This is a genomic window from Vibrio sp. M260121, assembly GCF_036533715.1.
Taxonomy (GTDB): Bacteria; Pseudomonadota; Gammaproteobacteria; order Enterobacterales; family Vibrionaceae; genus Vibrio.
In genome coordinates, this window is record NZ_JATABF010000003.1 from 134,193 (window position 1) to 158,633 (window position 24,441).

The window sequence follows — 24,441 nt, forward strand, 5'->3', positions numbered from 1 at the left end:
TTTAGTTATTATTTAGTGCTGCACGAATAAAACCGTTGTGCTCGGCGAGGCGAGATTTGGCTTGCTCAGCATCCAAATCAGCCAGAATCATTAAAATTGCGGTCTTACAGTGACGCTCACACGCTTCAAGCGCTTTTTCTGCTTGTTCTTTTGTTGCGCCTGTTGCTTCAATCACAATGTTAGTTTGACGCTGAATCAGTTTGGCGTTGGTGGCTTCTACATCCACCATTAAATTGCCAAACACTTTGCCGCTGCGAATCATTGCGCCAGAAGTCAGCATGTTCAGCACCAGTTTCTGTGCTGTGCCCGCTTTCATGCGTGAAGAGCCGGTGACGACTTCTGCGCCCACTACCGGAAGAATGGCGATGTCCGCCGCTTCTGCCATTGCGCATTCTGGGTTACATGCGATTGATGCCGTTGTTGCTCCGACAGATTTTGCGTACTCCAAACCACCTAAAACATAAGGCGTACGGCCACTGGCAGCGATACCAACCACAACATCATGCTGAGTCAGATTCAGAGCTTTTAAATCGTCTTGGCCCATTTGAGCGTTGTCTTCTGCGTTTTCTACCGCTTTCAAAATCGCTTGATGACCACCAGCAATTAAACCGATAACCATATCTGGGTGTGTGCCATAAGTTGGAGGACATTCACTCGCATCAAGAATACCAAGGCGGCCAGATGTACCTGCGCCCATGTAAATCAAACGGCCACCATTGGCGAACGCTGCAGTAATGGCATCGACGGTTTGCGCGATTTGTGGCAATACGGCTTGCACCGCTAAAGCGACTTTCTGATCCTCTTGGTTAATGACTTGCAGCATCTCGATGGTAGAAAGCGTATCGATCTCTGCGCTCGCTGGATTGCGGCTTTCTGTCACCAATCGGCTTAAATCAATTTTCATGTTTTGTACTCTTCGTAAATGTTCAATCTGAGGGCGATTCTATGGAATAAAATATTCAGGTTTGGTGATAAAAATCACACTTGAGGTTATTCTTTGTTCAGTAAAAATTTGGAATAATGACCGAGAATATTGATGAGATAACCTACGTAGAAACAAGGGTTGTTAAGTTAATCAGGCAGTTAAACAAAAGTGTGATTATTTCTGTTTTGGAATAATTTATTTAAATTTTTTGGAATTTTGTTGTGTCCGTTATCAATAAAATCGTCGCAAGACGTACTCAACTCTCTCAAAGTGGTCGTTTGGTTGGCGATTGGATTGTCGAAAATGCAGAAAAAGCCGCCCAATTGACCAGTCAAGAACTTGCTGCGCAAGTGCAAGTGAGCCAATCGAGCATCGTCAAATTCACTCAGAGAATTGGCTATAAAGGCTATAGCGAGTTCAAGTTGGCGTTGAACGAAGAGATTGGCCGTAAGCAAGCGATGCAATCCACCCCGCTACACAGTGACATTCTGGCGGATGACCCGATTGCGGTGATTTCGCAAAAACTGGTTAAAGCGAAAACCGACGCTATGTTCCAAACGACCAATGCGCTCTCTTATGAGGCGTGTCATCAAGCGGTGAAGTGGTTGAGTGAAGCGCGCCGTGTGCAAGTGGTGGGCATTGGCGGCTCTGCACTTACGGCAAAAGATTTGAGCTTTAAACTGCTTAAGCTTGGGATTACCGCGCTATCAGAGCAAGACAGTCACGTACAAATTGCGGTTGCGCGTACGCTCTCTTCACAAGATGTGCAGATCGCGATTTCTTTTTCAGGAGAACGCAAAGAGATTCTGGTGGCTGCGGAAGCGGCGAAAGAGCAGGGAGCAAAGGTGATTGCTTTGTCTGCTCCGGGGAGAAGCCGCTTGAGAGACATTGCCGATATCACGTTTGATACCATCGCCAATGAAACAGAGCATCGTAGTTCTTCCATTGCTTCGCGTACGGCACAAAACGTGATTACGGATCTGCTGTTTATTATTTTGGTGCAACAAAGAGACGAAAGCGCGCGTCAGTTGATCAGTGATATCAGTACCGATATCAAGCAGATCCTTACTTGATCGCTTAGTATAGCTAGAAATTAAAGATCTGGATCGTGCTGCAACAAAGCAATAAACGCATCGAGATGCTTTTCGATCGTGAGATCCGCCGAGATCGGGGGTAATTCCACCGTAATACAAGGTAGTTGGCGTTCATTGCACCAAGTTCCGAAAGACCCTGGCGTTTCGTAATCAACATCGTCAACGATAGGTAGATTGAATTGCTTGCCGAGCCATTTGGCCAAATCAGAATGAGCGGGATCATCGACAAACGCTAATGGCTCATGAAACGAGACCACAAATTTTGGTCTGCGCAGTTCAATCAAACTAATGAGTGCGTCAACTTCTGGCTCTAGCTGTTCTTTGCTACCAGTTTTTACTTTCACGTCTCGAACCGGTGTATGTGAGCTCCAGCGATAGACTGTGCCGTGCTCTGTCCAATTCTGCGTAGGAAACGCACGGTTTAGATCGACTTGATTGGCATTGGCTCGTGTACCCAGTTGGTTTGCGTCTGGGTTCATCGATAAAATCACATCGTGTTTCAGACACTCCGCTGGCAAGCTTCTTAACGCGCACGACAATCCGGCGATTGAGGCTGTCTCATCGCCGTGTGTCCCCGCGAGAATAAGGCCTCGTGAGTTACTTTCTACTTGTGCTGGGAAGTACAACAACGGCGCGCCCAGTACCGATTTTCCATATGATGTCGGCGTAATTAAAAATGCCGCTCTTTCCGTTCTTGGAATTAGACTCACCGTAATCTCCTGATTGTTCGAGTAGTATCTGTTCATCACTCAAGCTATATATAACTCATGTTACAGCCGTTGAACTTAGCATCTTGAGACTACTCGGATATAAACTGAACATTTAAAGTTCGTCAATGCTTGTATGATGAATAATGGTACTTGCTTCAAAAGACGTGTTAGGAGAACGAAAAACGATATGGATTTTAAAAAGCATTCAACAGCGTTGCTGGTTTCCTCTTTATTGACCCCATTTTTATCCGCTTCAGCTCTCGCTGATTCTTTGCCTGATGGTGTGCAACTTGCACCGGAACAACATTTAGTACGAGCAAACGATGCAGAAGCGGCGACGCTAGACCCTGCAAAAGCCGAAGGCTTACCAGAGATGCACGTAATTCGTGATTTGTTTGAGGGTTTAGTGATTCAAGACCGCGATGGCAATATCGTTCCTGGTGTTGCGGAATCTTGGCAAACCGAAGACAACCAAACCTTTGTGTTCCAGCTGCGTAAAGACGCAAAATGGTCGAACGGCGATCCTGTGACAGCGGATGATTTTGTCTATTCACTGCGTCGTGCAGTGGACCCGAAAACGGCTTCTCCCAATGTTTGGTATCTAAAACTTACTAAGATCAAAAACATCGCCGACGTAGCAGAAGGTAAAAAGCCACTGGATGATCTTGGTATCACCGCCGTCGATAAACATACTCTACGCTTCGAACTTGATAGCAAGGTGCCGTACTTTGTCGCAATGACAGGCCACACTTCGATGATGCCGGTACACAAAGCAACGGTTGAGAACAGCGAAAAGCCGTGGAGTGACCCACAGCAGTTTGTTGGCAACGGTGCATTTGTTCTGGATAAATGGGTGGTGAATGAACGCATTGAACTGAAAAAGAACCCAAATTACTGGGATAGCGCGGATACTCATCTCACTGAAGTGACATACATTCCGTTTGAGAATCAAAACGCATCAATTAATCGTTATGCGGTGGGCGAAGTGGACATCACCTCGGATGTACCAACCCACATGGCGCAAAAGCTGAAGAAGGATTACGAGCAAGCGTATACCGCGGTTCCGCTACTTTGTACTTACTACTACGCGTTTAATACTACGCGCCCTCCGTTCGATGATGAACGAGTTCGTAAAGCTGTGTCTTATTCGATGATGCGTGATGTGATCACGAATGGTGTCACACAAGTGGGTAATCTGCCTGCTTATACGTTTGCACACCAGTACACGGCGGGCTTTGATGCGACTCAGCCAGAATACAGCACATGGACGCAAAAACAGCGTGATGAAAAGGCGCGTGAACTGCTTAAAGAAGCAGGCTACAGCGACGGCAAATCTTTAGATTTCAAATTGCTGTACAACACAAGTGAATCGAACAAAGCCATTGCTGTGGCCATTGCCTCCATGTTGAAGAAGAACTTAGGTGCGAAGGTCGAGTTAGAAAACCAAGAGTGGAAATCTTATCTTGTTTCGCGCAGACAAGGTGATTTCGATGTCATGCGTGCCTCTTGGTGTGGCGATTACAACGAAGCGTCTACCTTCTTGAGTCTGTTACGTTCTGGTTCGTCAGGTAACTTTGCTCGTTACAGCAGTGAAGCCTACGACAAGGCGATGAACAGCGCCTTGGCGGCAACCGATGAGAAAGCGCGTCAAGATTTCTATGATCAAGCCGAGCAATTGTTGGCGGTAGATATGCCAATCGCACCGATTTACTACTACATGCAAGCGCGTTTGGTTCGTCCTACGGTTGGCGGTTTTGCCAAGAACAACGTAGAGGGCCGTATCTACTCGAAAGACCTCTATATTAAGAAGTAGCGCTCAAAACAAGTGATAAATATGAAGCCCCGAAGATGTTTCTTACGGGGCTTCTTTTTATTGCTAGCGAGTGGAGAGCTTATTCACGAGCATCGCCACTCGTTTGCCAAGATACTCCGCCGTTGCAACATCTGAGGCATGCAACTGGCCGTCTTCACCGCCTTGAGCAACAATGCCACCTTGCACACCATATCGGTTCAGGTTCTGCTCGCCAGAATTGCTGATCTTATCCAATCCGACCCACATCATGCCATGCTGACTAGCGAGCGTTTGCAGATACTGCAACGTCATTGACTGATCACCGTTCATTGCTCCACCACTGGTAAAGCCAGCCGCGATTTTGCCCGCCCATTTTTGGTAATACCAAGATTCACTGCTTGCATCTGCAAATGTTTTAAACTGCGCTGCTACGCCGCCCATATAGGTCGGTGAGCCAAAGATAATCGCATCGTACTCAGCAAGTTCATCCATTAGGCTAGGGTTCACAAAACGTCCCTCAATAATCTCACGGCCTTCAATACGGTGAGAGAGGATCTCACATTCACTTTGTTGCTCAATGCCTTGTTGTTCAACGCCTGCGGCAATCGCGCGAGCAAGCTGACCAGTAACGTCGGTTTTTGAGAAATAAATAATCGCAATTTTGGACACAATGGTTCCTTTTTCATTGTTGATGTTGAATCGTGCGAATAAGGCTAAAACCTCAAGCTTAGTTGAGGTCAAGAGATGGTTTGAAATGAGTGAACTAAATGTTTGCTGATTGATTTCAGTGTTATGAATGACATTCTTTCACATTATTAGTTAGTCGTGTTTTTATGGTACTGATGATTGGTTATTATTGCTCATGACTAATTTAATGCATATTGAGAGGCTTAGTTTGAGAAAAATTATTTTATTGCTTTGTATTTTTACATTACCTACGTTCGCAGCTTCAGGGCCCAATTATTTGAGTGGCAAGATAAAAAATCTAACAGCTATCCAGGATGGAATATTAATTATGCTAGATACAGGAGTACCTGAAAACTGTGAAGGGACTCCTTATGGCTGGATGTTGATAAAACAAGAATATACAGCGATGTCGTCAGTCGTTTTAGCTGTGTGGGCCGCAAATAAAAAATCGGGAACAGTATATACGTCAGGTAGGCATAATGGCGTTGGGTATTGCATTGTCAATCAGTTCGATCCTGCTAATTGAATGAGGGGGATACTATGAGAAAAATATTGCTTTCAATTACTCTTTTACTTATGTCTGCAAAAGCTATTGCTGATATTGAGGTTGTATCCAAAGTCGTTCCTAGAAATCTCCATGTGTATGACTTCACAGGTAATACTTTTGTGGATCTTAAAGCGCATGGGTGTTCTGGTTCTAGGTATCACTTGAGTCCCAATCATCCCAAGTATGATGCTATTTTCTCAGTGCTTTTAGCTGCTCAGTTGGCAGAAAAAACAGTCTCAGTGCGATATGATGGTTGTGTGAATGGTAGTAATGCTCAAGGGAGTATTATTGGAGTTTACTTAGATTAGTTGTTAAAGCCGTTATTGTGGAGTTCGTGAGATATAGTTGGAAGAGAGCTAAATATAGCTCTCCTCTAAAGGATTCAAATACGGATGTGAGCTATTTTGGGGAACCCCTCTAAACATTCGCCTGAGCGGATTACTAAAGTAACGGGCTTATCGGCTACTCTAGAAGATAACAGCATAGAAAAGTTTTCCTTAGCGAATTGATGATTTTGAGGAAGTATATATTGGTCATTACGTTTACATATTCCTTTTGTGGGTGTCATGTTCTCTAGAGCAACTAAGAAGCCCGAATGACCTTGCCAGTTGTTTATCCACTTTATTTTCCCAAATACTGTAATATCGGAAGCAAAAGTAGAAAATGTGGCCAGAGAGAGGGATAAGATGATGATCCGTAACATGTTTAGTTCCTTTAGAATTATTCAGACAGGTAGCTGGCATAAGCAATTGGTACTGTAACTCTCCAAGGGCTAAGCCCGCAATTTAAAACCCAAAAACCTATAGGAGTTTTAGTGGTAAAAGCAGTCAAAGCCATGCTGTACATCTCTTTAAAGCCGGGTAAGTCCTTGTCCAATTTCACAAGGCCTGAACGTTCACAGTTTTTTGTGTTAGCAAACTTGGAACTAAAAATATAAACATGTCCACTTTCTACCTGTATCTTACTAATAATTTGTTTTGATGTGTTCGCATATGAGTTAAAAGATAGTAGTACTATTAGAATAAACATTATATGTTTCATATTTTGATCTTTCTTTTTAATGGTTGATTAAATTTGAATTTCTACGTTGATTTAGTGATCCTTACCCAGGCTACAATAGATCTTAGTTCTTCACATGATTCGGTATCATGGAATGCCAAATTTTTATCAGTTGTAAAAGCAGCTAAAACAAGTGAGAACTTTCTATTTGCAACAGCTTCATTTGGGCTTTTTACTCGATATAAATTACTACCACATTGATTCTTGATAGTAGATTTAAATTCAAAAACAGTTGAGTCACTATCAAGCTGATAAATATAATCTATTTTACTTTCAAGAACATCTTTTCCAGCCGTTGCTGATGCAGTAAAAAATAATAAAAACAATATGATGTACTTATTCATTGTTCTAACCTACACGATGAACTCTTAAACGTTCACCAACACATGAATCTGAGTTACTGTCTTTATCATAACCAATATTAACCACCTCCTTCATCGAGTATGTGGTTAATAATCTAGACATTACTAGTTGGCGGGACTCAGATGAAATAGCAGGATCAATTGCCATTAGGTCAAAATTAGTACATTTTGGATGGCTGGTTGGCATTCCTTCTACTCTTATTAAAATTAATGTGCTGCCAGGGTAGGTAAGTACACTTGTTACTTTACCCTGAAAGTTCGCTGTATATCTTGCATGCACAATAGCTGGCAATAAACAGACACATATCAGTAATATTTTTTTCATATAAAGTCCCCAAAAGTATAAATTACTTTTTCGTTAATTGAACTGTCCCGATGGTTTCACCATCTCCCCATCTTTCACATGAGGATTTTCCTGTGATAACTACTTTTGAATCTGACATGTATGCAGATAACAATAAGCTGAATTGAGATTTACCATACACACTGTGCTCATCTTTTATCATCCAGTAATTGTTCTTAGCACACTGTGGTTTCTCAGTTCTTTCTCCTTCAATATAAAACCAATGTAATCCATCATCTCGAACTAAAATATGTGTAACTTTTCCCGTTTGACTACTTGAAAAGGCACAGAAACTAGCTGAGAGAAGAAAGATAAAAGTAATTATTCGCATTGAAAATATCTCAATATTATTTGTCAGCATAAATCATTATGTCGGTATCTGATGCTTTGGATGCTAACAACATTGAAAACATCCTATTTCTGGCTTCTGGTACCAAGTCCTTGCTGATCGCAAAAATGGTTTTGTTCGAGCATTCTTCAACTTCTTGTCCTGACGACGTAAGTGCCACTAAAACAGTGTTTGTTTTTGAATAGGTTACGATGCTTTCAATTTTGCCAGAAGTACTAAGCCAAGCTGCCTGTGAAAAGCCAGAGAATAACATTAGCAATATAATGTATTTAAACGAATAAATACTTCGACTAATAATTGACATATCGAATAAATACCTCTTGCCATGATTCAAACGAACTGCAACTTTCTGGTACATTGTCGCCATCAAAATGCACACGGGTTATTGTTTCCCCTGTAGAGCGAGCGCTTAAAAAAATTGAAAAGACAGCTTTGCAGGTGTCTGGGCTCATTACACGGTTTGGCTCACCAGCTACTTTCCAGTCGGAGCCGGGATTACAAAAGAAAACTGGTGTATTCATGGAGCTCAGTTTTACCATTAATCTATTGTTTCCATGGTAAGCGACTTGATCTACTTTTCCTGAACAAATCAAAGATCCAGCGGTAACCGTTGTTGGAAAAAGTAAAAAGAGTGACATTAATAATTTATTTTTCATAATCTATTCCGATAACCAAATGCGATCGAATTTAAGATAACCGTGAGTTGTCCCTCGCATTTGTATTGTAACTTTTCTTTTAGATGCTTGTGCTGCCAGAGCAGTAGAGTAGAACAACTTAGCAAATTCTGGGTTGTCATTTACTTTGTACGCAGCAGCGCTTGTTTCTGTAATGGATAAACCAGCTTTGGATGGTTCTGAGAGGTTAATTGGCTCATCAAAATAAATTAAAATGAGATTTCCACTATTAATGTAGATCCGGTCTACCGTTCCAGTGTAACTACAGTATCCATTGTAATTTGGCGAACAAGTAGGTTTTGCTGCAATAGATGGAAAGGAAGTTATAAAAAACAATGATATGAATAAAATACTTGATTTCATATGCTATTACTCGTTGTTCATCATGAAATAGTGAGCTTGTTGTGAATTACCATAACTTTTTATTTCGCTACAAGAACTTACGTTATAATATTGCATATTAATGGACTTCTTACTTGTTAATGCTGCTAAAGCAATAGAAGCCCAAGTCTTGCACGTATCTGGCTCTATATTGTGATGCTTGGTTGAAACGTTACATAAACCAATCGGATTAGGTGACCAGGTTGTGGAGATTAACAAAAGTCCATTTGACTCAACCCAAGTATGATTAATTGTTCCTTTGCAATGAATTGAGGAATAAGAAAATGTAGAAAACAGTAATGCTAATAAAGTAATTATGATTCGCATGGTGATTCTCTATTTAATATCTATTTGAACAGCTATTTTCGCTTCCACCCAATAATTGAACGATTATGTAGCCACTAGATGCAGATAACTTAACTTTTCCACTGGCTTCTTTACTTGAAGAGAAAGCAAAGCTTGAAAAGAAAAGAGGGATAATCATGGTGATTAAAAAAATTCGTTTCAAAATAGTTCTCCTAAGGTGAGCTGGGGGTATTACTTTCCGGAGGTTTTATTTACTTTGCATCCAACGAAGATCCTCAATGGTAGCATTCAAGGTACAAGTGCCTTCGCCTGATAACGTTACCTCTACACCACTCCTTTGGGCTGCTAATAAAGAGCTAAAAACGAGTTTTTCAGCCTCGGTTGAAGTGTCAAATGCGTAATCGAAACCGATTCGGTTAGTTGCACATTCTGTATTTGCTTTCCCCTTCTATATCGACAAAAACTAGACCTCTGTATACAGGACCATATTCCATTTTTGTTACCAAATCAGTAGAAACTTCTGCTCGAGAATCTAGTGGCATTACCATTACCAGCACGGCTAGAAGAGTGTGGACAAAATTGGGGCTAGTTTTCATTTCGTTGGCCAAATTTACTTTGTTCTCAAGGCGCAAGCGTACAGGCACTTTGTTTCTAAGCAAAAAGTCAAATATCAAAAATGTGACTGAGTTATATAAAGTCAACTTGATATTCATAAAAACATTCAATGTTATTCATGTTTTTGTAAATGTGTATTGAAATGTAATCATTGAGTTATTTATGATTTTCATACATTTATGCGATCAATGGATTGAGTGAGAAGAAACTTTGCTTTTTGGGTTCACGCTACAAACCATAGTTTTTACCGGTTCAGGATCGTTATGCTTTTGCGAACTTCAGTTTTAATACTTGCTTGTACTTTAAGTACCAGCTTGCCGTTGCTGTATCTGAGCTGAGGGATCGTCTCTTAGCTTAGTTAATCGGTTGATTGCTTATTCTAAAAGAGGCAATGGTGATGTTTTTGTCTCATTAGATAACAACGGCCAGCAGTGCACTAACGGTTATTACCTTGATAAAGGAAGCGCGGGCTACGACTCCGTTCTGAGTATGTTGTTGGCTGCTTATCAAGCCAAAACTCCAATAATCATATATGGGAATACATTGATGAAGTGGTCAGGCAGTGCAAGTCCCGTATGTGAAATCTATAACGTTGCATATCAATGACTTTGAGGTGAGAAATGCTTAAAAAGCACTCTATTACTGTTGGCTTATTGTGCTTAGTTTCCATTATGTTTGTTGCCTTTTATTTGAATATTCCTGCCTACAATGAGCAGATAAGTGAAGGTGTTTCTTCATCGAAATCAGAGCCAGAGTTAAACAATAAAGCGACTTCATTAAGCGATGAAGTCGCTTTTCCTTCCCCAGTTATCCAGCTTCAACAAACGATGGTTGATGGAATGATTCAAACATCAGAGCCATCCCTCCCTCTTATTAGGGGAGATTTACAAGCGTTTTCCGACGAAAACATTGATAAGAAATACCCATCACCCAGAGAGCTTGAGGAACTTGAAGCTCGGTTAAAACAACTCAAAAAACTACAGCAAAGCTTATCTCAGTAGAAAGGATTTAATGGTGTCTAATAATAAATACCCCTTGGTAGTTCCTTTTGTTTTTGTATCTATAGCTGCACTTTTTTTTATGTTGCCAGCCCATGCATTAACACCCAGTGACGGCAAAAAAATAGCACTTTCTGGAGATTATATGACCTCTGGCGGAGAGGCTACGTATACGTTACCAATTACCATTAGCCCAGGAAGAGCGGGTCATCAGCCAGATCTGAGCTTTAATTATCAAAGTGATTCTCCTAACAATATTATGGGGATGGGGTGGAGTTTAGGCGGGACTTCCTCTATTTATCGTTGTGGTAAAAATCTTAATACTGATGGCAATTGGGGAGGCGTAAACTTTGATTCTAACGATCGTTATTGTATAGATGGTCAACGCCTTATTGCCGTGAAAGGTGCTAATGGTGCGAATCTAACTGAGTACCGAGTTAAAAAAAATGGCTACGACAAAGTCGTCTCTTTCGGTCGAAGTGGGGACTCTGGACCCGAATATTTCAAAGTTTGGCGTACTGACGGTTCGGTTTATGAGTATGGAGTTACCGCCGATTCTCGTGTTGAGCTTCCAGAACAATCTCACGTCTATAAGTGGGCATTAAACAAAGTAACAGACTTAAGCAAGAATAATCACACTGATTATTTCTATAAAGAAGATGGCAACATTGGTTCACACCAGCTTAGTTCAATCAGTTATGTTGGTGGTAAAGTTTCGTTTGAATATGAATCAAGGCCGGATAAAACATCTCAGTACCTTTACGGAAGTAAGTTATCTCGAATAGAGCGCTTAGACAGAGTAGTCATTCATGATGCAGACCTAAACGAATTAGGTTCATACGACTTAAATTATGATGAGTCTAGAATAACAAAACGAAGCCTGCTTCAAGATATTAGATACTGTACTGAGGACGGTACGTGCAGTACTAAAGTGCTATTTTCTTGGAATCATAATTACCCTAAAGAACTCCACTATCCAACAGAGCCTTCTATTATTGGTGGCTCTACTGGCTCGGGTGTGCTGGTTACGTTAAATGGTCTAAAAGACAGGAAAGAGGCAGAAACAGATTTTAAACACATAAGCTTTTTTGATGTTGATCGCGACGGAAAAAAAGAAGTCTATGGCGCTACTCACAATAAAAAGGAAGAACGTTTTTTATTGCTTCCACCTTCAGGAGCACCTGAAGTGGAGTCTGCAACTTTTGATAAATACACCCTAAAAGGTAGCATTAATGAACCAGTGTTGAACAAACACCAATTTTCTTATAAAGAAGAATGTAAAATGGTGCCTTGGGGAAGTCGTGGGCACTATAAAAAAGTCTGTAAGAATGTTTTAACTGAAGGTCCTGAACCTAAGTCCTACATTCCTCAGTTAGATGGTGTGTTGGTAGACTATAGTAACCAAACGAATAAGTTCGCTGGTGATTTTAATGGTGATGGTAAGGAAACTCTTATTTCCTCGCCAGCAGGAAATTCTTACCCAATACTTGAAGTTCTAGACTTTGATTACGATGGTCTCGATGATTATTACGTTGATTACCGTGGGGAACTTCGTTTCTATCTTTCTTCTCAAGCTCATTCAGTGCTTCGTGTTTCGCCTGGATTCTATGTTCATGGACATCAGTTAGTTGATATTAATAATGACGGTTATGTCGACATTGCATACTTTAAGAAGGGGAATAACTCAGGCTCCTACCGTGCGATTGACTTTTTTATCTTCAATGGAAAAAACTTTGAGCACTCTTACACCACAAAGTCTTTTCCAGCAGAAAGTGTAAATAACAGCAAAGTTAAGTTTATAGATGATAATGCTGATGGTTACCCTGAGTTATATATCAATGGAAAGCGTTATTTAAACAAGTTTGGTGAGTTGCAGTTTGATGGCAACGGTGAAAGTGCGCCAGTAAATATTAAAACATGGGCTGACATCAATGGTGATGGTTTTATTGACTTCGTCAGCGAAAAAGAAAACGCTGGCGTTGATCCAAAACTATTTACTCATACCTCTTCACCCTACGCACTAGATAAGATTTCATATATTCAAGAGCAAGCTGTAGATTATGCCATCTCGTATAAGCCGGCCGCTGACCAGAGTGTTCATAAACAGAAACGTTACTTTGAATTTCCATTCGTGAATACCACTCCTCCTCGTTATTTGGTTTCTCAGGTAAAAAAGCGTCCTAAAGGTTACGAACAAACAACGTATACATACCTTTATGAAGGCGCTAAGTCTCATTACTTAGGTGGTGGCTTTCTTGGGTTCGCTACTATTACTGAAGTAGCAAATGCCGATGTCACGACGACAAAAGTGAGTAGTTATTACCAACTCGATTTAAAAACCGCAGGTGAGTTAAAGAGCGTAAATATATATAAGCAGAATGAGGGAGCAGATGCTTTCTCATACTCTGACGTAGACAAGGTTTCGTCTACCAGTTATCAATACAAAACGAATACGACAGGTAAAATTTATCAGGTTTATGCCGATTCAATTGTTCAATCTCAGTATGAAAAAGGAGCACTTCTAAAAACGTCTACCACATCTCGAACAATAAATAAGTTTGGTAGTGTTACCCGTGAAGAAACGAAGATTGTTAACGAGAAAAATAAGGCTGACACGTTTACTTCCCTCACAGAGAAGCTGTATCAATCCACGGGATACTCGACTACCAACCACGTCATTCACACTATTACTTCTAGTAGTATCTCTGATATGGCGACAAAATTTGCTACTTATCAAGATGGTTTTACTGCTTACTGTTCTGCATCCGGAAGCTCCGTTTACTTTAAGCCAAATGACAAATTTGTGTTGATTCATGGTGAAGTTGACACCCCTATTCTGGTGACGAAACACAATGAGTATTACCGATTTAATCCATCAAACAGTGACATCAATGATTTTAATGGCATTACCCACAAAAACGGCACTTTAGTACAAACTACACAGTCTGATTTTGAGCGTCAGTCGTTGGTAGCGTGTGGTCACTATACCTATGGCAACTTTACTGGTGATTTAAGCCCAGAATTGAGTACAACTTCTAGTTCCATTACTCAACTAATTACAGATACGGGTAAATCGTATTGGAAAGTCGGAGCTGTAAAACAAAGTACAACGACGATTACTGACAATCAGTCGGGATTATCTAAAAACACGGTTTTAGATTATGGATATACATCAAATGGCTTGTTAGCGTCCGTAAAAACCAGTGGCGGAGCATATGAGGCAGGGTCAGTCTCTGGTCGATATTTAACGACCGCATATCGTTATGATGGATGGGGGAATTTACTGTCAGAGGTTCAATCTGGTAGTGATTTGGCGACTCGCACTACTTCACATACTTATGATTCTCGCGGACTTAACCTGAAAACAAGCTCTAACGCGAAAGGACATACAACGACTTGGCACTATGATTCTCAAGGGCGTTTGAAGTCTTCTATTAGCCCATTAAAAGGTCGTACTACCAGTTATGACTATGATGCTTTTGGGCGAGTTGAGAAAGAAACACTGCCAGGGATCGGCAACATCAACAGCAATGTTTATCACTTAGCTAATGAATGTTCTAACGCGCTTGATACTACGGCAAGCTGTGTTTCCGCTAAGTCTGCTACTGGCTCAGATGTGGTCACTCATTATGACTACGCAGGAAGAGAGGTTCGTCAGCTTCATCGAGCTTTCGATGGCAAGTGGGTTGTGGTCGATACATCTTGGGATAGAAACGGCCGTAAGCTTTCCGTTACACGCCCTCATTTCCTATCCGCGACAACATCTGCACCTAAAGTGACATTTGAATATGACTTGTTGGATAGGGAAACTCGTAAAGTAGAACCTGCAAATCGTGGTTCGCTTGCGCTTTTTACTACCAATTATGATGGTTACAAAACTGAAGTTACGGATGCTAGAGGTTATAAACACAGTACTACACATAACGTTCAAGGACATATCATTCGTAAAGATGAGCCTTTGGGAGCGTATCAAACCTATGCTTACTACCCTGATGGAAAACTAAAGACAACGATCGATGCAGTAGGGAATGCCACAAGCATTAAGTACGATAACCTTGGTCACCGTACGCAATTAGATGATCCTGACCTTGGTCTTTGGAATTACCGTTATAACGCCATTGGCGAGTTAGTTTATAAGCGAGATGCGAACAGCGTTACTACTACTATTGATTACGATACGCTAGGTCGAAAGACTAAGCAGGTTGAGGGGGGAGACACTTCCCATTGGCGATATGATGAGCGTGGTGCATTAGGCACCCTATCATGGTTTAGTGGCAAAGGGCAGAGAACGGATTACTTCTATAACACCAAAGGCTTACTATTTGAAAAAGCTGTAACGGTTGGAAGTGAAATTTTCACCACTCAATACGGTTATGATAATTTTGAACGAGTTGGGCGTGAAGTTAGGCCTGATGGGCAAACCATATCTTCAGCATTGGAAAAGCCAGATAACAACCGATTAGCTGTCGAGTTTATCTACAACCAATATGGCTATATGTCAGCGGTTAGAAGCCCTAAAACTTATGCTGATGACGTATTTACTAGTGCGAAATTCCGTGAAGATATTCGTCAGCTTCTGAACGAGGCAATCAATCAAGCAAATGAGTATCTTAAGAAGGCAAGTCGTTATGCAACACAGACTTCTTTCTTTGAGCAAAAAGTTAACGAATACAAAAATAAAACGGTAGATGTTTATAACCTAGACGACTATTCAGCCAGCTTACTGAGTGGCGAGCATCGTTATAAACAATGGTGTGATAGCCTAGGCAATTGTTATCTGCGTCCGGCGACATGGGTGTTGTTGCACGATGATGTCACTATACCGCTCGATATTACTCTAGAGGGGGCAATCTACCAGTTAAATTCATCACTGAAAAATACATCAAATGGTATTCGTAAGCACAGCCTAACGGCGTCTACTATTTCAGAGAATGAGTTTAACAATCTTGCATTAAGCCAGACGGAAGACTTCCTGTTATCCGGAGATTACGACGGAAATGGTCAACCGGACATGATGCATCAAGGTGACATCTATTCTGCCAAAGCTGATGGCCGAGCAAGGGAAGAGCTGCTATTCGCTGCTGAAGACTTAGAGCAGGCAGCCAAGCTTGCGAACAGCTATTACAAACTTTATACCGATCTCGCTGCAAATATGATCGGCCTTTCAGAGAAAGTGGCGGAGTTGAGTGGCCTTTACTGTGAGTATGCGAATGCTCTAGGTGGGGACCATGTTAATGCATCACTACGCAATCAATGTGCGGATGATGGCAGTGTTAGTCAGGCAGATCACCTCGAGACCATTCTGACAAACTCGGAGCTCGCAAAGGTGAGTGGCAATAACGCCTATATCTACTATTGGCAACGTCGTGATACGGATGCGTACGGTCACACCTTAGCCGAGACGCTAGGCAACGGTTTAGTGAATACTTACGAGCATGACACCAGAACTGGCCGCCCTAGCGTTATTGCAACGCATAAAGGTAGTCAGGTATTTAATTCTGGTATCGCAAGTAGCACAGCGAGCAAACGAAATATTCGTTACCTTGGCTACCAATATGATAACCACAACAATGTGACTCAGAGATACGATGATCAGCTCGGCATTACAGATATCTGGACCTACGATGATTTAGATAGAGTCGAAACTAATACCATTGTGTTAGCAGACAAGACACAGCATGGTCTTAATAATCCAGATTTAGCCAGTGGAAGAACATACGGCTACGATAAGCTTGGCAATATAACCTACAAGTCTGGCATTGGCTCTTATCAATACAGTGGTATCAATGCTGGGCCTCATGCTGTCACTAAAGCAAATGGCCTGAACTACGGTTACGATGCTGTCGGTAATATGCTCAGAGCGTATAGGGATAACTCGACAGCAAGTGAACGGAGCATCGAATGGTCTGTGTTCAACAAACCAACAAAAATTGTACGAAATGGTAAAACTGTTGAGTTTTCTTACGATGCAAACCATCAGCGTTATCTGAAAAAGTCTTCTGATGGAACTGAAACCTTCTATTTCGGAAAGACTTACGAAAGGGTGAAAAACACCCACACAGGAGAGTTACAGCATAAGCACTTTATCTTTGCTGATGGGAAGTTGATTGCGTTAAATACGCAAACAACAGATACCAACAATAAACTTAAAGATAAGCAAATTCGTTACCTTCATTATGACGCGCTTAATTCTGTTGATATGGTCACTGATGGTTACGGATTAGTTGTTGAAAGACGTAGCTACGATACATGGGGTAAGCAGCGTAACATTGTTTGGCAAAATGGCGGGGCCGCTGAGGTTATTCAAGAGGCAATAACAAATCGCGGTTATACAGGGCATGAGGAGATTGCTGAAGTAGGCCTTATCCATATGAATGGCCGAGTTTATGATCAAGAGCTTGGACGCTTTCTAAGTGCCGATCCTTTTGTACAGGCACCATATGTTACAGCTAGCTTCAACCGCTATTCTTATGTTTGGAATAACCCATTAAAGTACGTTGATCCCACAGGTTACTATATCCCTAAAGGTACCGATCAAGACAAAGATGCAAATGGAAACAGTACAAATAGAGAAAAAGAGCGCAATGATTATAGAAATGGTCAGCGTGAACGTGATAGAAAGCGCCAAGAGAGAGAAAATCGAAGTCTAGCAGTCTCAGAAGAGGGAGATATTGCGGAAGAAGACACTGAAGTTGGTTGGTTTGGTGCTTTCGTTGCGGTTGCTACTTTTGCTTATGAAATGTCGCCGATTGCCACCGCTGTTGATGTTATAGACGGTACAATTCGTACAGCTCAAGCCCTTGCTGCTGGAGACTATACAGTAGCTGGTGAAATTGCACTTAGTACTACGATAGGTATCGTTGGTAAAAAGGTTAAAGCTACTGCTAAGTTGGCGAAGCTTGTTACAAAGAGTGAAGGGCGTGGCCAGCAAGTTGGAAACATGATAAAAACGGATGGCTCAACTACGGCTAGCTCAATAAAAGCAAAAGCTGAATCGGTAGGCTTTACTCCTAGTCAGACCGCGAATGGGCCTTTGAAAATGGTTGATGAAAATGGAGTTGCCCGTGTGACGATTAAAGGAGGAAGTAAACGTGCACCGGGTAGCGCGAATCCTCATGTTGAGCTTAAAGACTCTAGTGGGCAAAGGGTAAACCCTGCCGGCCAGTCTGTAACGAGAAAAAGCCCAGAAAACCATACTCCGATAGAAAATGATTTATAGTATGAACAATTATTTTGAAATTAACTCCCTAAGAAATATCTATCTTGAAGATTCTTTCGTTTTAGGTATTACAGAAAAGAACAATGAAATTGAATATGAAGTTGAGTTCGTATTAAATGAAAGCCACCCGCTTTATATTCCGCCGAAAGAAACAGAACAATACTGTTACCAGAAGGGTTTGTTATTGTTTAAAGGGGTTTCTTCTGTAACTTGGGAGGAGAGAACGAACAAGTTTTCATTTGATAAGAATGATGAGATTGATTACGGAAATATAGACTGCTTTAGCGTTTCAGGCAGCCACTTTTCATTGAGCGGTGATTGGGGAGCCTTGAAGTTTAAGGCCGATTCTGTTGTCGTTGTTTTCAATTAATAAAGAACTTTGTCGTTGCACTTATTCATGTAGTAAGTAGTGCATCGATGCATAGGGTATTGTATGTGTAAGAGTGTTAGTAGTCTTGGTCCGACTTTTTAAGGTATCAGCTAATGACAAGAAGAATCGTGTTTTCGGAGTTTTTCAACACAATGTCATTCTGTAATGACAACCACAATTCGCCCTCAATGTGTAAACATATTTCAAAACTAAACATAACCCACGAAAAGCCGATGTAGATACATCGGCTTTTTCGTGGGCTATTTCTTTCTGCGGGTATAAATGCGTGAGGCGGTTTTGGGCTCCTCAGGCTTGGCTTTTTCTTTTGCCAGCTTTAAGACCGCTTTTTGTAGCATCAAATTGTTTGGGTAAGTGATTAGGTTGCTGTTGTCGTGCTTGATCAGCACATGGAACATGCGGATTTCCTGAATCTCACCGCTGATGTCTTCGTCTTTATCCACTACTTTAATTCGGTCACCGACGCGGTATGGGAAGACAAAGAAGATCAGAAAGCTTGCTGTGATGTTACTTAGAATCGACCACTGTGCGATGAAAGCCACCCCCAATACCGCAAAGATAGACGATAGGAAGAGTGACACATCGCCATAACCAATGCCGGTTACGATGGCGAAAAGCGAAGCAAACAAAAACAAGAACGCGACGTTGAAGCAGCGCTGAATAAAGCTCAAGCGCGCTTTGTTTACGCCTTTAGTTTCTGCCAAATTTAGGATCGCACGGTTGGCGATTTTCTTTAGCAAGCGATAAGCGATCAGAATGATGACGCCCATCAACACTTTATAACCGATAGAGCCAGCCGTGAAATACTGACTGATTTGCTCTAAATGCATCCAATGATTCATTTCTTCAACTCGAGAATATTAAGAAGGCGCGTGTTATAGCCGATTTTTGCTCGCAAGTAATTAACTATTTTAGATGCCGAGGAATATTCGTGTTGAACAAATTTTGACCGACATCTCAGTTCCGAATTGAGAAGAGATGAACTCTGATATCTGGTGCGTTGGCTGCTGCTAATCTAGAAACGTAACTTACGAGTGTTATGGAAAATGGTAGGGATGCGATGGAAGAAGATGAAAGGGCAATCATGGGATTAGTGGTTATTGTCGGCTTTGTGTTGCTTTGGATATTCCTCGAAGAGTTTGGCTACTTTGGATTACTGACCATCAATAAATAAACCCCGCGAAACGCAGTGTTCAACGGGGCTTTGATTTTCTTTTTGTGCGGTTTTAGCTCACGGCGCGAACTTTACCTTGCTTCAAGTCATTCAGCACTTGAGATTTCGGACCATCAGCAATCACGCTGCCTTTTTCCATCACAATCACACGATCAACAATGTCGAGCATTGAGGTTTTGTGCGTAATCAAAATCAGCGTTTCACTTGGCTTTAACTGCGCTAATTGATGCTTGATGTGCATCTCTGAACGGTTATCCATTGCACTGGTTGGCTCATCCATTAAGAGCACTGGAGGACGACCCAAGAACGCTCGTGCAATCGTCACAGCTTGACGTTGACCACCAGACAACATGCCGCCACCTTCGCCCACTTGGCGCTCTAGACCCGCAGGATCTGATTGAGTAAAGGCGGTGACACCAGCACGGTTGGCGGCGTCTAAAACATCGCGATCATCGGTGAGCGGACGGCCTAGGGTAATATTGTCGCGAATAGAACCGAAGAACAGATTCGAATCTTGCGGTACACAGCCGATATTGCGTCGTACGTCCACGTGGTGAAGTTGCTCGATGTCAGTGTCATCAATACGCACGTGACCCTCTGTCGGCTTGTACAGGCCCATTATCAGGCGTTCTAGTGTGGTTTTACCCGAACCAATACGACCGATGATTGCGACTTTTTCACCTGGATTAATCGTTAGGCTTAAATCACGAATCGATGCCACAGGCGCATCTGGGTAATGGAAGGTCACTCGGTCAATCTCAATCTTACCTTGCACGATAGGACGGTGAATGTAGCGTTTCCCTTCTTCTTGCTCGTCTGGCATTTCCATCACTTGGTTAATGATGGTCATTGAAGACTTAGCTTGGTTGTAGCGCGTAGACAACAATGAAAGCTGAACCATAGGACCAATCGCTCGACCACTTAGCATGGTTGCAGCAATCAAACCACCCATAGTGAGGTCCCCATTCGCAATTAAGTACACGCCTAAAATGATCATGCCGACGTTACTACTTTGCTGCACAAAACCTGCTGCATTTTGAATACTGTCGGTGATACGACGGCTCTTGATGTTCCAGTTTGCCATGTGTGCAACGGCTTCTTCCCAGCGGTATTGGAATTGGCTTTGTGCACTCAGCATTTTCACCGTTTCTAAGCCAGATAAGCTCTCAATCAAGTTAGCGTATTTCTGTGAAGCAAGACGTGAACCTTCTTCAATCGAGCGGCGCAATGGACCTTGGATCAACGCGGAGTGAATCATCAGAATCACCACGCCCACCATAGGCACGAATACTAAGTCGCCAGCCATTAACCAGATGATAATCAGGAAGAGAATCGCGAAAGGTAAGTCAATCAACGCACTTACCGTGGCAGAGGTAAAGAATTCACGAATGGATTCAAACTCTTGCAAGTGGCGAGCAAACGCACCCACAGAAGGCGGCTTGGATTCCATACGGATGCCCATCACTTTGCTAAACAGCTTAGAGGAAATCAGGATGTCGGATTTCTTACCTGCCACGTCGATGAAGTAGTTACGCAGTGATTTGAGCAAGAAATCAAACAAGAACACCACAAAGATACCGCTTGCCAACACCCATAGCGTCTCAAACGCGAGGTTTGGTACTACTTTGTCATACACCAAGCGAGTGAACATTGGTGCAGCGATAGCAAAGATGTTGATAAGGAGAGAAGCGATAAGCACATCGCGGTAGATGCGTTTAGATTGCCACAAGGTTGACCAAAACCAGTGACCTTCTTTGGTTTTGAGCACTTCGGGAGAGCGCTCGTCATAACGGAATTGCTTTTTAACTAAAAAATAGCGACCAGTGTACTGCTCAAGTAGGTCTTCTAGAGGAATGGAGATAGGCACCATTCCGCTTTCTAGGGTGGTGATTTCAGCTTCTTGCTTCTCAACGTTAATGCTATTGAGAACGCAAGAATCACCACCTTTAAGAAGTAAGATAGCCGGCAGAATTAGGCTAGAGATCTTGTCTAAATCTGCACGGTTTTCCTTGGCAACCAATCCGGCCCTTTCCGCCGCTCTTGGTAGCAGAAACGGGGTAAGCTTGCCATCAGAGAGCGGAAGACCGTTAATCAGGGCTTCCGGTGAGTTGGCTAGTCCGTAGTATCGGCTAACGTAAATGAGCGAGTTCAGTAAAGGGTCTTTCATCCTTGGTATACCTTTCTTATTCCTTGTCGACGATGAAGCCTTGGAAGACTTCCACAAAGTGTTCGGTTAGGAAATCCAACTGAATCTGTGTTTCAACACGAGATGCGATCGTGGTAATACCCAAATTATGAGCAGTACGTGAGATCGAAGTCAGCGTGAACTTCTGCTTCTCGTCGTGCAAGTTGTGCGTGAATAGGTAATCCAGTTTTACGTAATTCGGGCGGAATTCCTGAATGTACTCAAGTGACTGGAAGTTACGACCATAGTTATCAACACCGAACTCTGCACCAGTTTGACGAATCGCGTTACACAGCAGGGCTGTATGGTGCGGATGGTCAATGAAACACGCTTCTGGAAGCTCAAAGTGAAGCATAGGTGCAACTTTCGGGTGCTTCTCTAGCATGCTGGTGGTCCAACGAATGAACGATGGTTGAGACAAGCTGCTTTGTGCGATGTTGATTGCCACTGGCTCTTTTAGCTCGCCGCTTTCTAACATCTTGATCATCGATTCAATAACGTATTGGTCGAAGATGTTGGTTGCGTCTAGCTGCTCAAGAGCAAACAGGTATTGGTTCGCACGGTAGGTCTCGCCATCTTTTTCGATGCTTGAGAACACCTCGTTGTGGAACACTTTACCCCAAGTATTCTTCGCAGACTGGAAGCGGAATTTAATCCAATCGCTGTGAATCGCTTCTTCAACCAGCGCTTTCCATTGCTGTTTACCCATAAGGTTAGAAGTGTTTTCACCACCCACGAAGCCGTACGCTTTGTCTGGTTGCGCTTTCGCTTTCGATAGCGCGTTATCCACCATTGATAGGACTTCAGTACGCGTTTTCTGATCTTTACTGTGTGCCACACCCAGTGAAGCTTTTGGCTTAGCAAGGCCGGTTGGGTCGGTATTCAAACCGTTTACACAGTTGACGATGCTGTCAGCCAGAATGCGCAGTTCGCTCTCATCCATGTGCGGGAATAGAAGACCGAATTCGTCGCTTGACAGACGAGCAATGGTTGCTCCCGGAACATCGATGGTGTTTTTCAAACGTTGAGACAACTCTTTCACGTGGGCATCAGCGCGTTGGTAGTCTTTTGTCTCGTAGATGTCACCAATGTATTCAGCATGGAGTAGCGCGATACCCCCTTGCGTTTGCTCTGCCAGCCATTGGTCAACTTGGTTGATGTAGAACGAGCGGTTACCTAGCTTGGAGATTGGATCTAGGTAAGCTTGAGCACGCAGGCGCTGCGCCTCTTTTGCCTGTTCTTTAAATGACAGTTCGATTTGTGCCGACATCGAGTTAATGCCGTCAACAACTGCGATCAAGTCTTTGGTTTTAGGACGAGCCAGTGGGTCACCAAACTGGTTGTTAGCAATCTGGTGCATTTTCTTCACGATGGCCGCTAAAGGTTTGAGTGAGCGACGTAGGATGTAAGAAATCGCGACTAGACCCGCTAGGAAGATAACGCCAAATGCCGATAGCAGGCGAATAAAGCCTTGCCACAGTTGCTCGTATGCTGCGCCTGGGTGACTGATGATTTCCACCTCTGCAAGCTGCATCCAACCACTGGTTACCACACGTTTGTCGTGAATTGCCTTGAATAGATTCAAGTCGATAAACCACTGCGGAACGCTACTTGGCTTGACTGGGTACGAGCGTACGATTTGGTAATCCGAATCTAACGCGGTGAGACGTACGACAGAATAAGTACTGCCATCGAACAACGCATTAATCACAGATTCGACCGCGACCTTATCTTTGTCTTTCAGATAAGGTGCTAGCGCCAAACCAACGGTATTAATGGTGTTGTTGACCTCTGAACGTTGCTGCTGCTCTAAGCTGTCTCGAGTAGTGTTGAACTGGATTACGAATACTGATGCCATCAAGAGTATAAAGACCGTAACCATTCCCACTACAAGCTTCTTATATAGGGTCATGTTTTTCACTCGTCATAGTTAATTTTAGGTTTTTTTAACTGCAACTTACGTTCGCGCGAGCGTAAGTCATTCCAAAGGCTCAAACGTGAGGCTTTTCCTGCTAGCTCTCCAACGCCAGCAGAAGACTTCATAAGCCATAGGTTTGAACCGTTAAAACTGTATATCGGTAGCAAATCGCTACGTCTGGAGGCTCGAACAATCTCTGGGTTGAGGTTGTCGAGGATGAGAGGCTCCGAACTTGGGGTTGGGTAGTAAGCGAGTACCATGTGAAACTGATTCAGTTCGATGGCTTTAACGTAGATCAAACGCATCTTTGAATCCGGTATACCGAGCTCAAGTAGGGAAAAGTATTTGGCGATGGTAAAGTCTTCACAGTCGCCGGCATTACTGCCCAAGAACTCGAGTGGTGTCGCCCAGTAGTCTTTTTTACCCCACAGGTCTATATCGTCAACGAAGTAAAGTTGGTTAAAAAAGTCGTTAACGCCTGCAAGCTTCTCATGAGTCTCCAATGTTTTGAAAAAGTCGATGTTGTCTCGCCAAGTTTTCACGCGCATCCCAGCGCGCTCACCATAGACTGAAGTGACCGTATCGACCCATCGTTGTTCTTTGCTGTTTAACGCGTCGATTTGGAACGAAAGACAACCGATGCTGATTAATAATGTAACTTTACGCTTCAATCTGGGTGGCATATTCGACTCACATCACAAGTGTACTCTTCCAA

Annotated in this window: 23 protein-coding genes; 8 read left to right on the forward strand and 15 right to left on the reverse strand. The window is 42.6% G+C overall.

From position 1 onward, the window contains the following. Position 1: 1 nt before the first annotated feature. Positions 2-904, reverse strand: coding sequence for an N-acetylmuramic acid 6-phosphate etherase (gene murQ / locus QTO06_RS03320; RefSeq protein WP_009706685.1), 903 nt, complete (start codon positions 902-904; stop codon positions 2-4). Between the two features lie 242 nt (positions 905-1,146). Between murQ and QTO06_RS03325 the strand changes: the two genes are divergently transcribed. Beyond that, on the forward strand, positions 1,147-1,998 hold the full coding sequence (locus tag QTO06_RS03325) for an SIS domain-containing protein (protein ID WP_005428937.1): 852 nt from the start codon (positions 1,147-1,149) through the stop codon (positions 1,996-1,998). Between the two features lie 20 nt (positions 1,999-2,018). Here QTO06_RS03325 and mpaA read toward each other — a convergent pair whose 3' ends face one another. Further along, the gene (gene mpaA / locus QTO06_RS03330) at positions 2,019-2,729 is read right to left on the reverse strand and encodes a murein tripeptide amidase MpaA (RefSeq protein ID WP_285376651.1); all 711 of its coding nucleotides are present in this window, start codon (positions 2,727-2,729) and stop codon (positions 2,019-2,021) included. 187 nt (positions 2,730-2,916) lie between these two features. On the opposite strand from mpaA, the gene QTO06_RS03335 reads away from it, so the two are divergent. Next, positions 2,917-4,542, forward strand: coding sequence for an ABC transporter substrate-binding protein (locus QTO06_RS03335; protein ID WP_331406858.1), 1,626 nt, complete (start codon positions 2,917-2,919; stop codon positions 4,540-4,542). 63 nt (positions 4,543-4,605) lie between these two features. Here QTO06_RS03335 and QTO06_RS03340 read toward each other — a convergent pair whose 3' ends face one another. Further along, on the reverse strand, positions 4,606-5,190 hold the full coding sequence (locus tag QTO06_RS03340; RefSeq protein WP_331406859.1) for a flavodoxin family protein: 585 nt from the start codon (positions 5,188-5,190) through the stop codon (positions 4,606-4,608). A 193-nt stretch (positions 5,191-5,383) separates the two neighbouring features. Between QTO06_RS03340 and QTO06_RS03345 the strand changes: the two genes are divergently transcribed. Continuing rightward, complete coding sequence (locus QTO06_RS03345; RefSeq protein ID WP_331406860.1) at positions 5,384-5,734, forward strand: hypothetical protein; 351 nt, start codon at positions 5,384-5,386, stop codon at positions 5,732-5,734. Positions 5,735-5,748: 14 nt separating this feature from the next. Continuing rightward, positions 5,749-6,063: a hypothetical protein gene (locus QTO06_RS03350; RefSeq protein WP_331406861.1), complete on the forward strand. Its 315-nt coding sequence runs from the start codon at positions 5,749-5,751 to the stop codon at positions 6,061-6,063. A gap of 74 nt (positions 6,064-6,137) precedes the next feature. Here the strand turns inward: QTO06_RS03350 and QTO06_RS03355 are convergent, their stop codons facing one another. The 8 genes from QTO06_RS03355 to QTO06_RS03390 all read right to left on the reverse strand — a co-directional run bounded on the left by QTO06_RS03355 (position 6,138) and on the right by QTO06_RS03390 (position 9,431). Beyond that, positions 6,138-6,458 carry a hypothetical protein gene (locus QTO06_RS03355; RefSeq protein ID WP_331406862.1) on the reverse strand — a complete coding sequence of 107 codons (321 nt, stop codon included), beginning with the start codon at positions 6,456-6,458 and terminating at the stop codon, positions 6,138-6,140. 17 nt (positions 6,459-6,475) lie between these two features. Further along, positions 6,476-6,796 carry a hypothetical protein gene (locus tag QTO06_RS03360; RefSeq protein WP_331406863.1) on the reverse strand — a complete coding sequence of 107 codons (321 nt, stop codon included), beginning with the start codon at positions 6,794-6,796 and terminating at the stop codon, positions 6,476-6,478. 41 nt (positions 6,797-6,837) lie between these two features. Next, positions 6,838-7,158 (reverse strand): hypothetical protein, encoded by a 321-nt coding sequence (locus tag QTO06_RS03365; RefSeq protein ID WP_331406864.1) that lies wholly within the window; start codon positions 7,156-7,158, stop codon positions 6,838-6,840. Positions 7,159-7,162: 4 nt separating this feature from the next. Next, complete coding sequence (locus tag QTO06_RS03370; protein WP_331406865.1) at positions 7,163-7,501, reverse strand: hypothetical protein; 339 nt, start codon at positions 7,499-7,501, stop codon at positions 7,163-7,165. 22 nt (positions 7,502-7,523) lie between these two features. Beyond that, complete coding sequence (locus tag QTO06_RS03375; RefSeq protein WP_331406866.1) at positions 7,524-7,880, reverse strand: hypothetical protein; 357 nt, start codon at positions 7,878-7,880, stop codon at positions 7,524-7,526. Between the two features lie 278 nt (positions 7,881-8,158). Further along, positions 8,159-8,524: a hypothetical protein gene (locus QTO06_RS03380; protein ID WP_331406867.1), complete on the reverse strand. Its 366-nt coding sequence runs from the start codon at positions 8,522-8,524 to the stop codon at positions 8,159-8,161. A 3-nt stretch (positions 8,525-8,527) separates the two neighbouring features. Further along, positions 8,528-8,905: a hypothetical protein gene (locus QTO06_RS03385; protein WP_331406868.1), complete on the reverse strand. Its 378-nt coding sequence runs from the start codon at positions 8,903-8,905 to the stop codon at positions 8,528-8,530. A 358-nt stretch (positions 8,906-9,263) separates the two neighbouring features. Next, a complete protein-coding gene (locus QTO06_RS03390; protein ID WP_331406869.1) occupies positions 9,264-9,431 on the reverse strand; it encodes a hypothetical protein in 168 nt (55 codons plus the stop codon). 1,033 nt (positions 9,432-10,464) lie between these two features. Between QTO06_RS03390 and QTO06_RS03395 the strand changes: the two genes are divergently transcribed. Genes QTO06_RS03395 through QTO06_RS03405 form a run of 3 tightly spaced genes read left to right on the forward strand, consistent with a single transcriptional unit; the run spans position 10,465 to position 18,431 of the window. After that, the gene (locus tag QTO06_RS03395) at positions 10,465-10,845 is read left to right on the forward strand and encodes a hypothetical protein (RefSeq protein ID WP_331406870.1); all 381 of its coding nucleotides are present in this window, start codon (positions 10,465-10,467) and stop codon (positions 10,843-10,845) included. Between the two features lie 13 nt (positions 10,846-10,858). After that, entirely contained in the window at positions 10,859-18,061 is a 7,203-nt protein-coding gene (locus QTO06_RS03400; RefSeq protein WP_331406871.1) for an RHS repeat-associated core domain-containing protein, read from the forward strand. A gap of 1 nt (position 18,062) precedes the next feature. Continuing rightward, positions 18,063-18,431 (forward strand): hypothetical protein, encoded by a 369-nt coding sequence (locus tag QTO06_RS03405; RefSeq protein ID WP_331406872.1) that lies wholly within the window; start codon positions 18,063-18,065, stop codon positions 18,429-18,431. A 260-nt stretch (positions 18,432-18,691) separates the two neighbouring features. Here the strand turns inward: QTO06_RS03405 and QTO06_RS03410 are convergent, their stop codons facing one another. Then, positions 18,692-19,279, reverse strand: coding sequence for a mechanosensitive ion channel family protein (locus QTO06_RS03410; protein ID WP_331406912.1), 588 nt, complete (start codon positions 19,277-19,279; stop codon positions 18,692-18,694). A gap of 209 nt (positions 19,280-19,488) precedes the next feature. On the opposite strand from QTO06_RS03410, the gene QTO06_RS03415 reads away from it, so the two are divergent. Then, the gene (locus QTO06_RS03415) at positions 19,489-19,623 is read left to right on the forward strand and encodes a hypothetical protein (RefSeq protein ID WP_009706678.1); all 135 of its coding nucleotides are present in this window, start codon (positions 19,489-19,491) and stop codon (positions 19,621-19,623) included. Positions 19,624-19,675: 52 nt separating this feature from the next. Here the strand turns inward: QTO06_RS03415 and QTO06_RS03420 are convergent, their stop codons facing one another. The 3 genes from QTO06_RS03420 to QTO06_RS03430 are packed head-to-tail and all read right to left on the reverse strand — an operon-like array spanning position 19,676 to position 24,409. Further along, positions 19,676-21,790, reverse strand: coding sequence for a type I secretion system permease/ATPase (locus QTO06_RS03420; RefSeq protein WP_331406873.1), 2,115 nt, complete (start codon positions 21,788-21,790; stop codon positions 19,676-19,678). Between the two features lie 16 nt (positions 21,791-21,806). Next, positions 21,807-23,720, reverse strand: coding sequence for a bifunctional diguanylate cyclase/phosphodiesterase (locus tag QTO06_RS03425; protein WP_331406874.1), 1,914 nt, complete (start codon positions 23,718-23,720; stop codon positions 21,807-21,809). 5 nt (positions 23,721-23,725) lie between these two features. Further along, positions 23,726-24,409 carry a transglutaminase-like cysteine peptidase gene (locus QTO06_RS03430; RefSeq protein WP_199452995.1) on the reverse strand — a complete coding sequence of 228 codons (684 nt, stop codon included), beginning with the start codon at positions 24,407-24,409 and terminating at the stop codon, positions 23,726-23,728. Positions 24,410-24,441 lie beyond the last annotated feature (32 nt).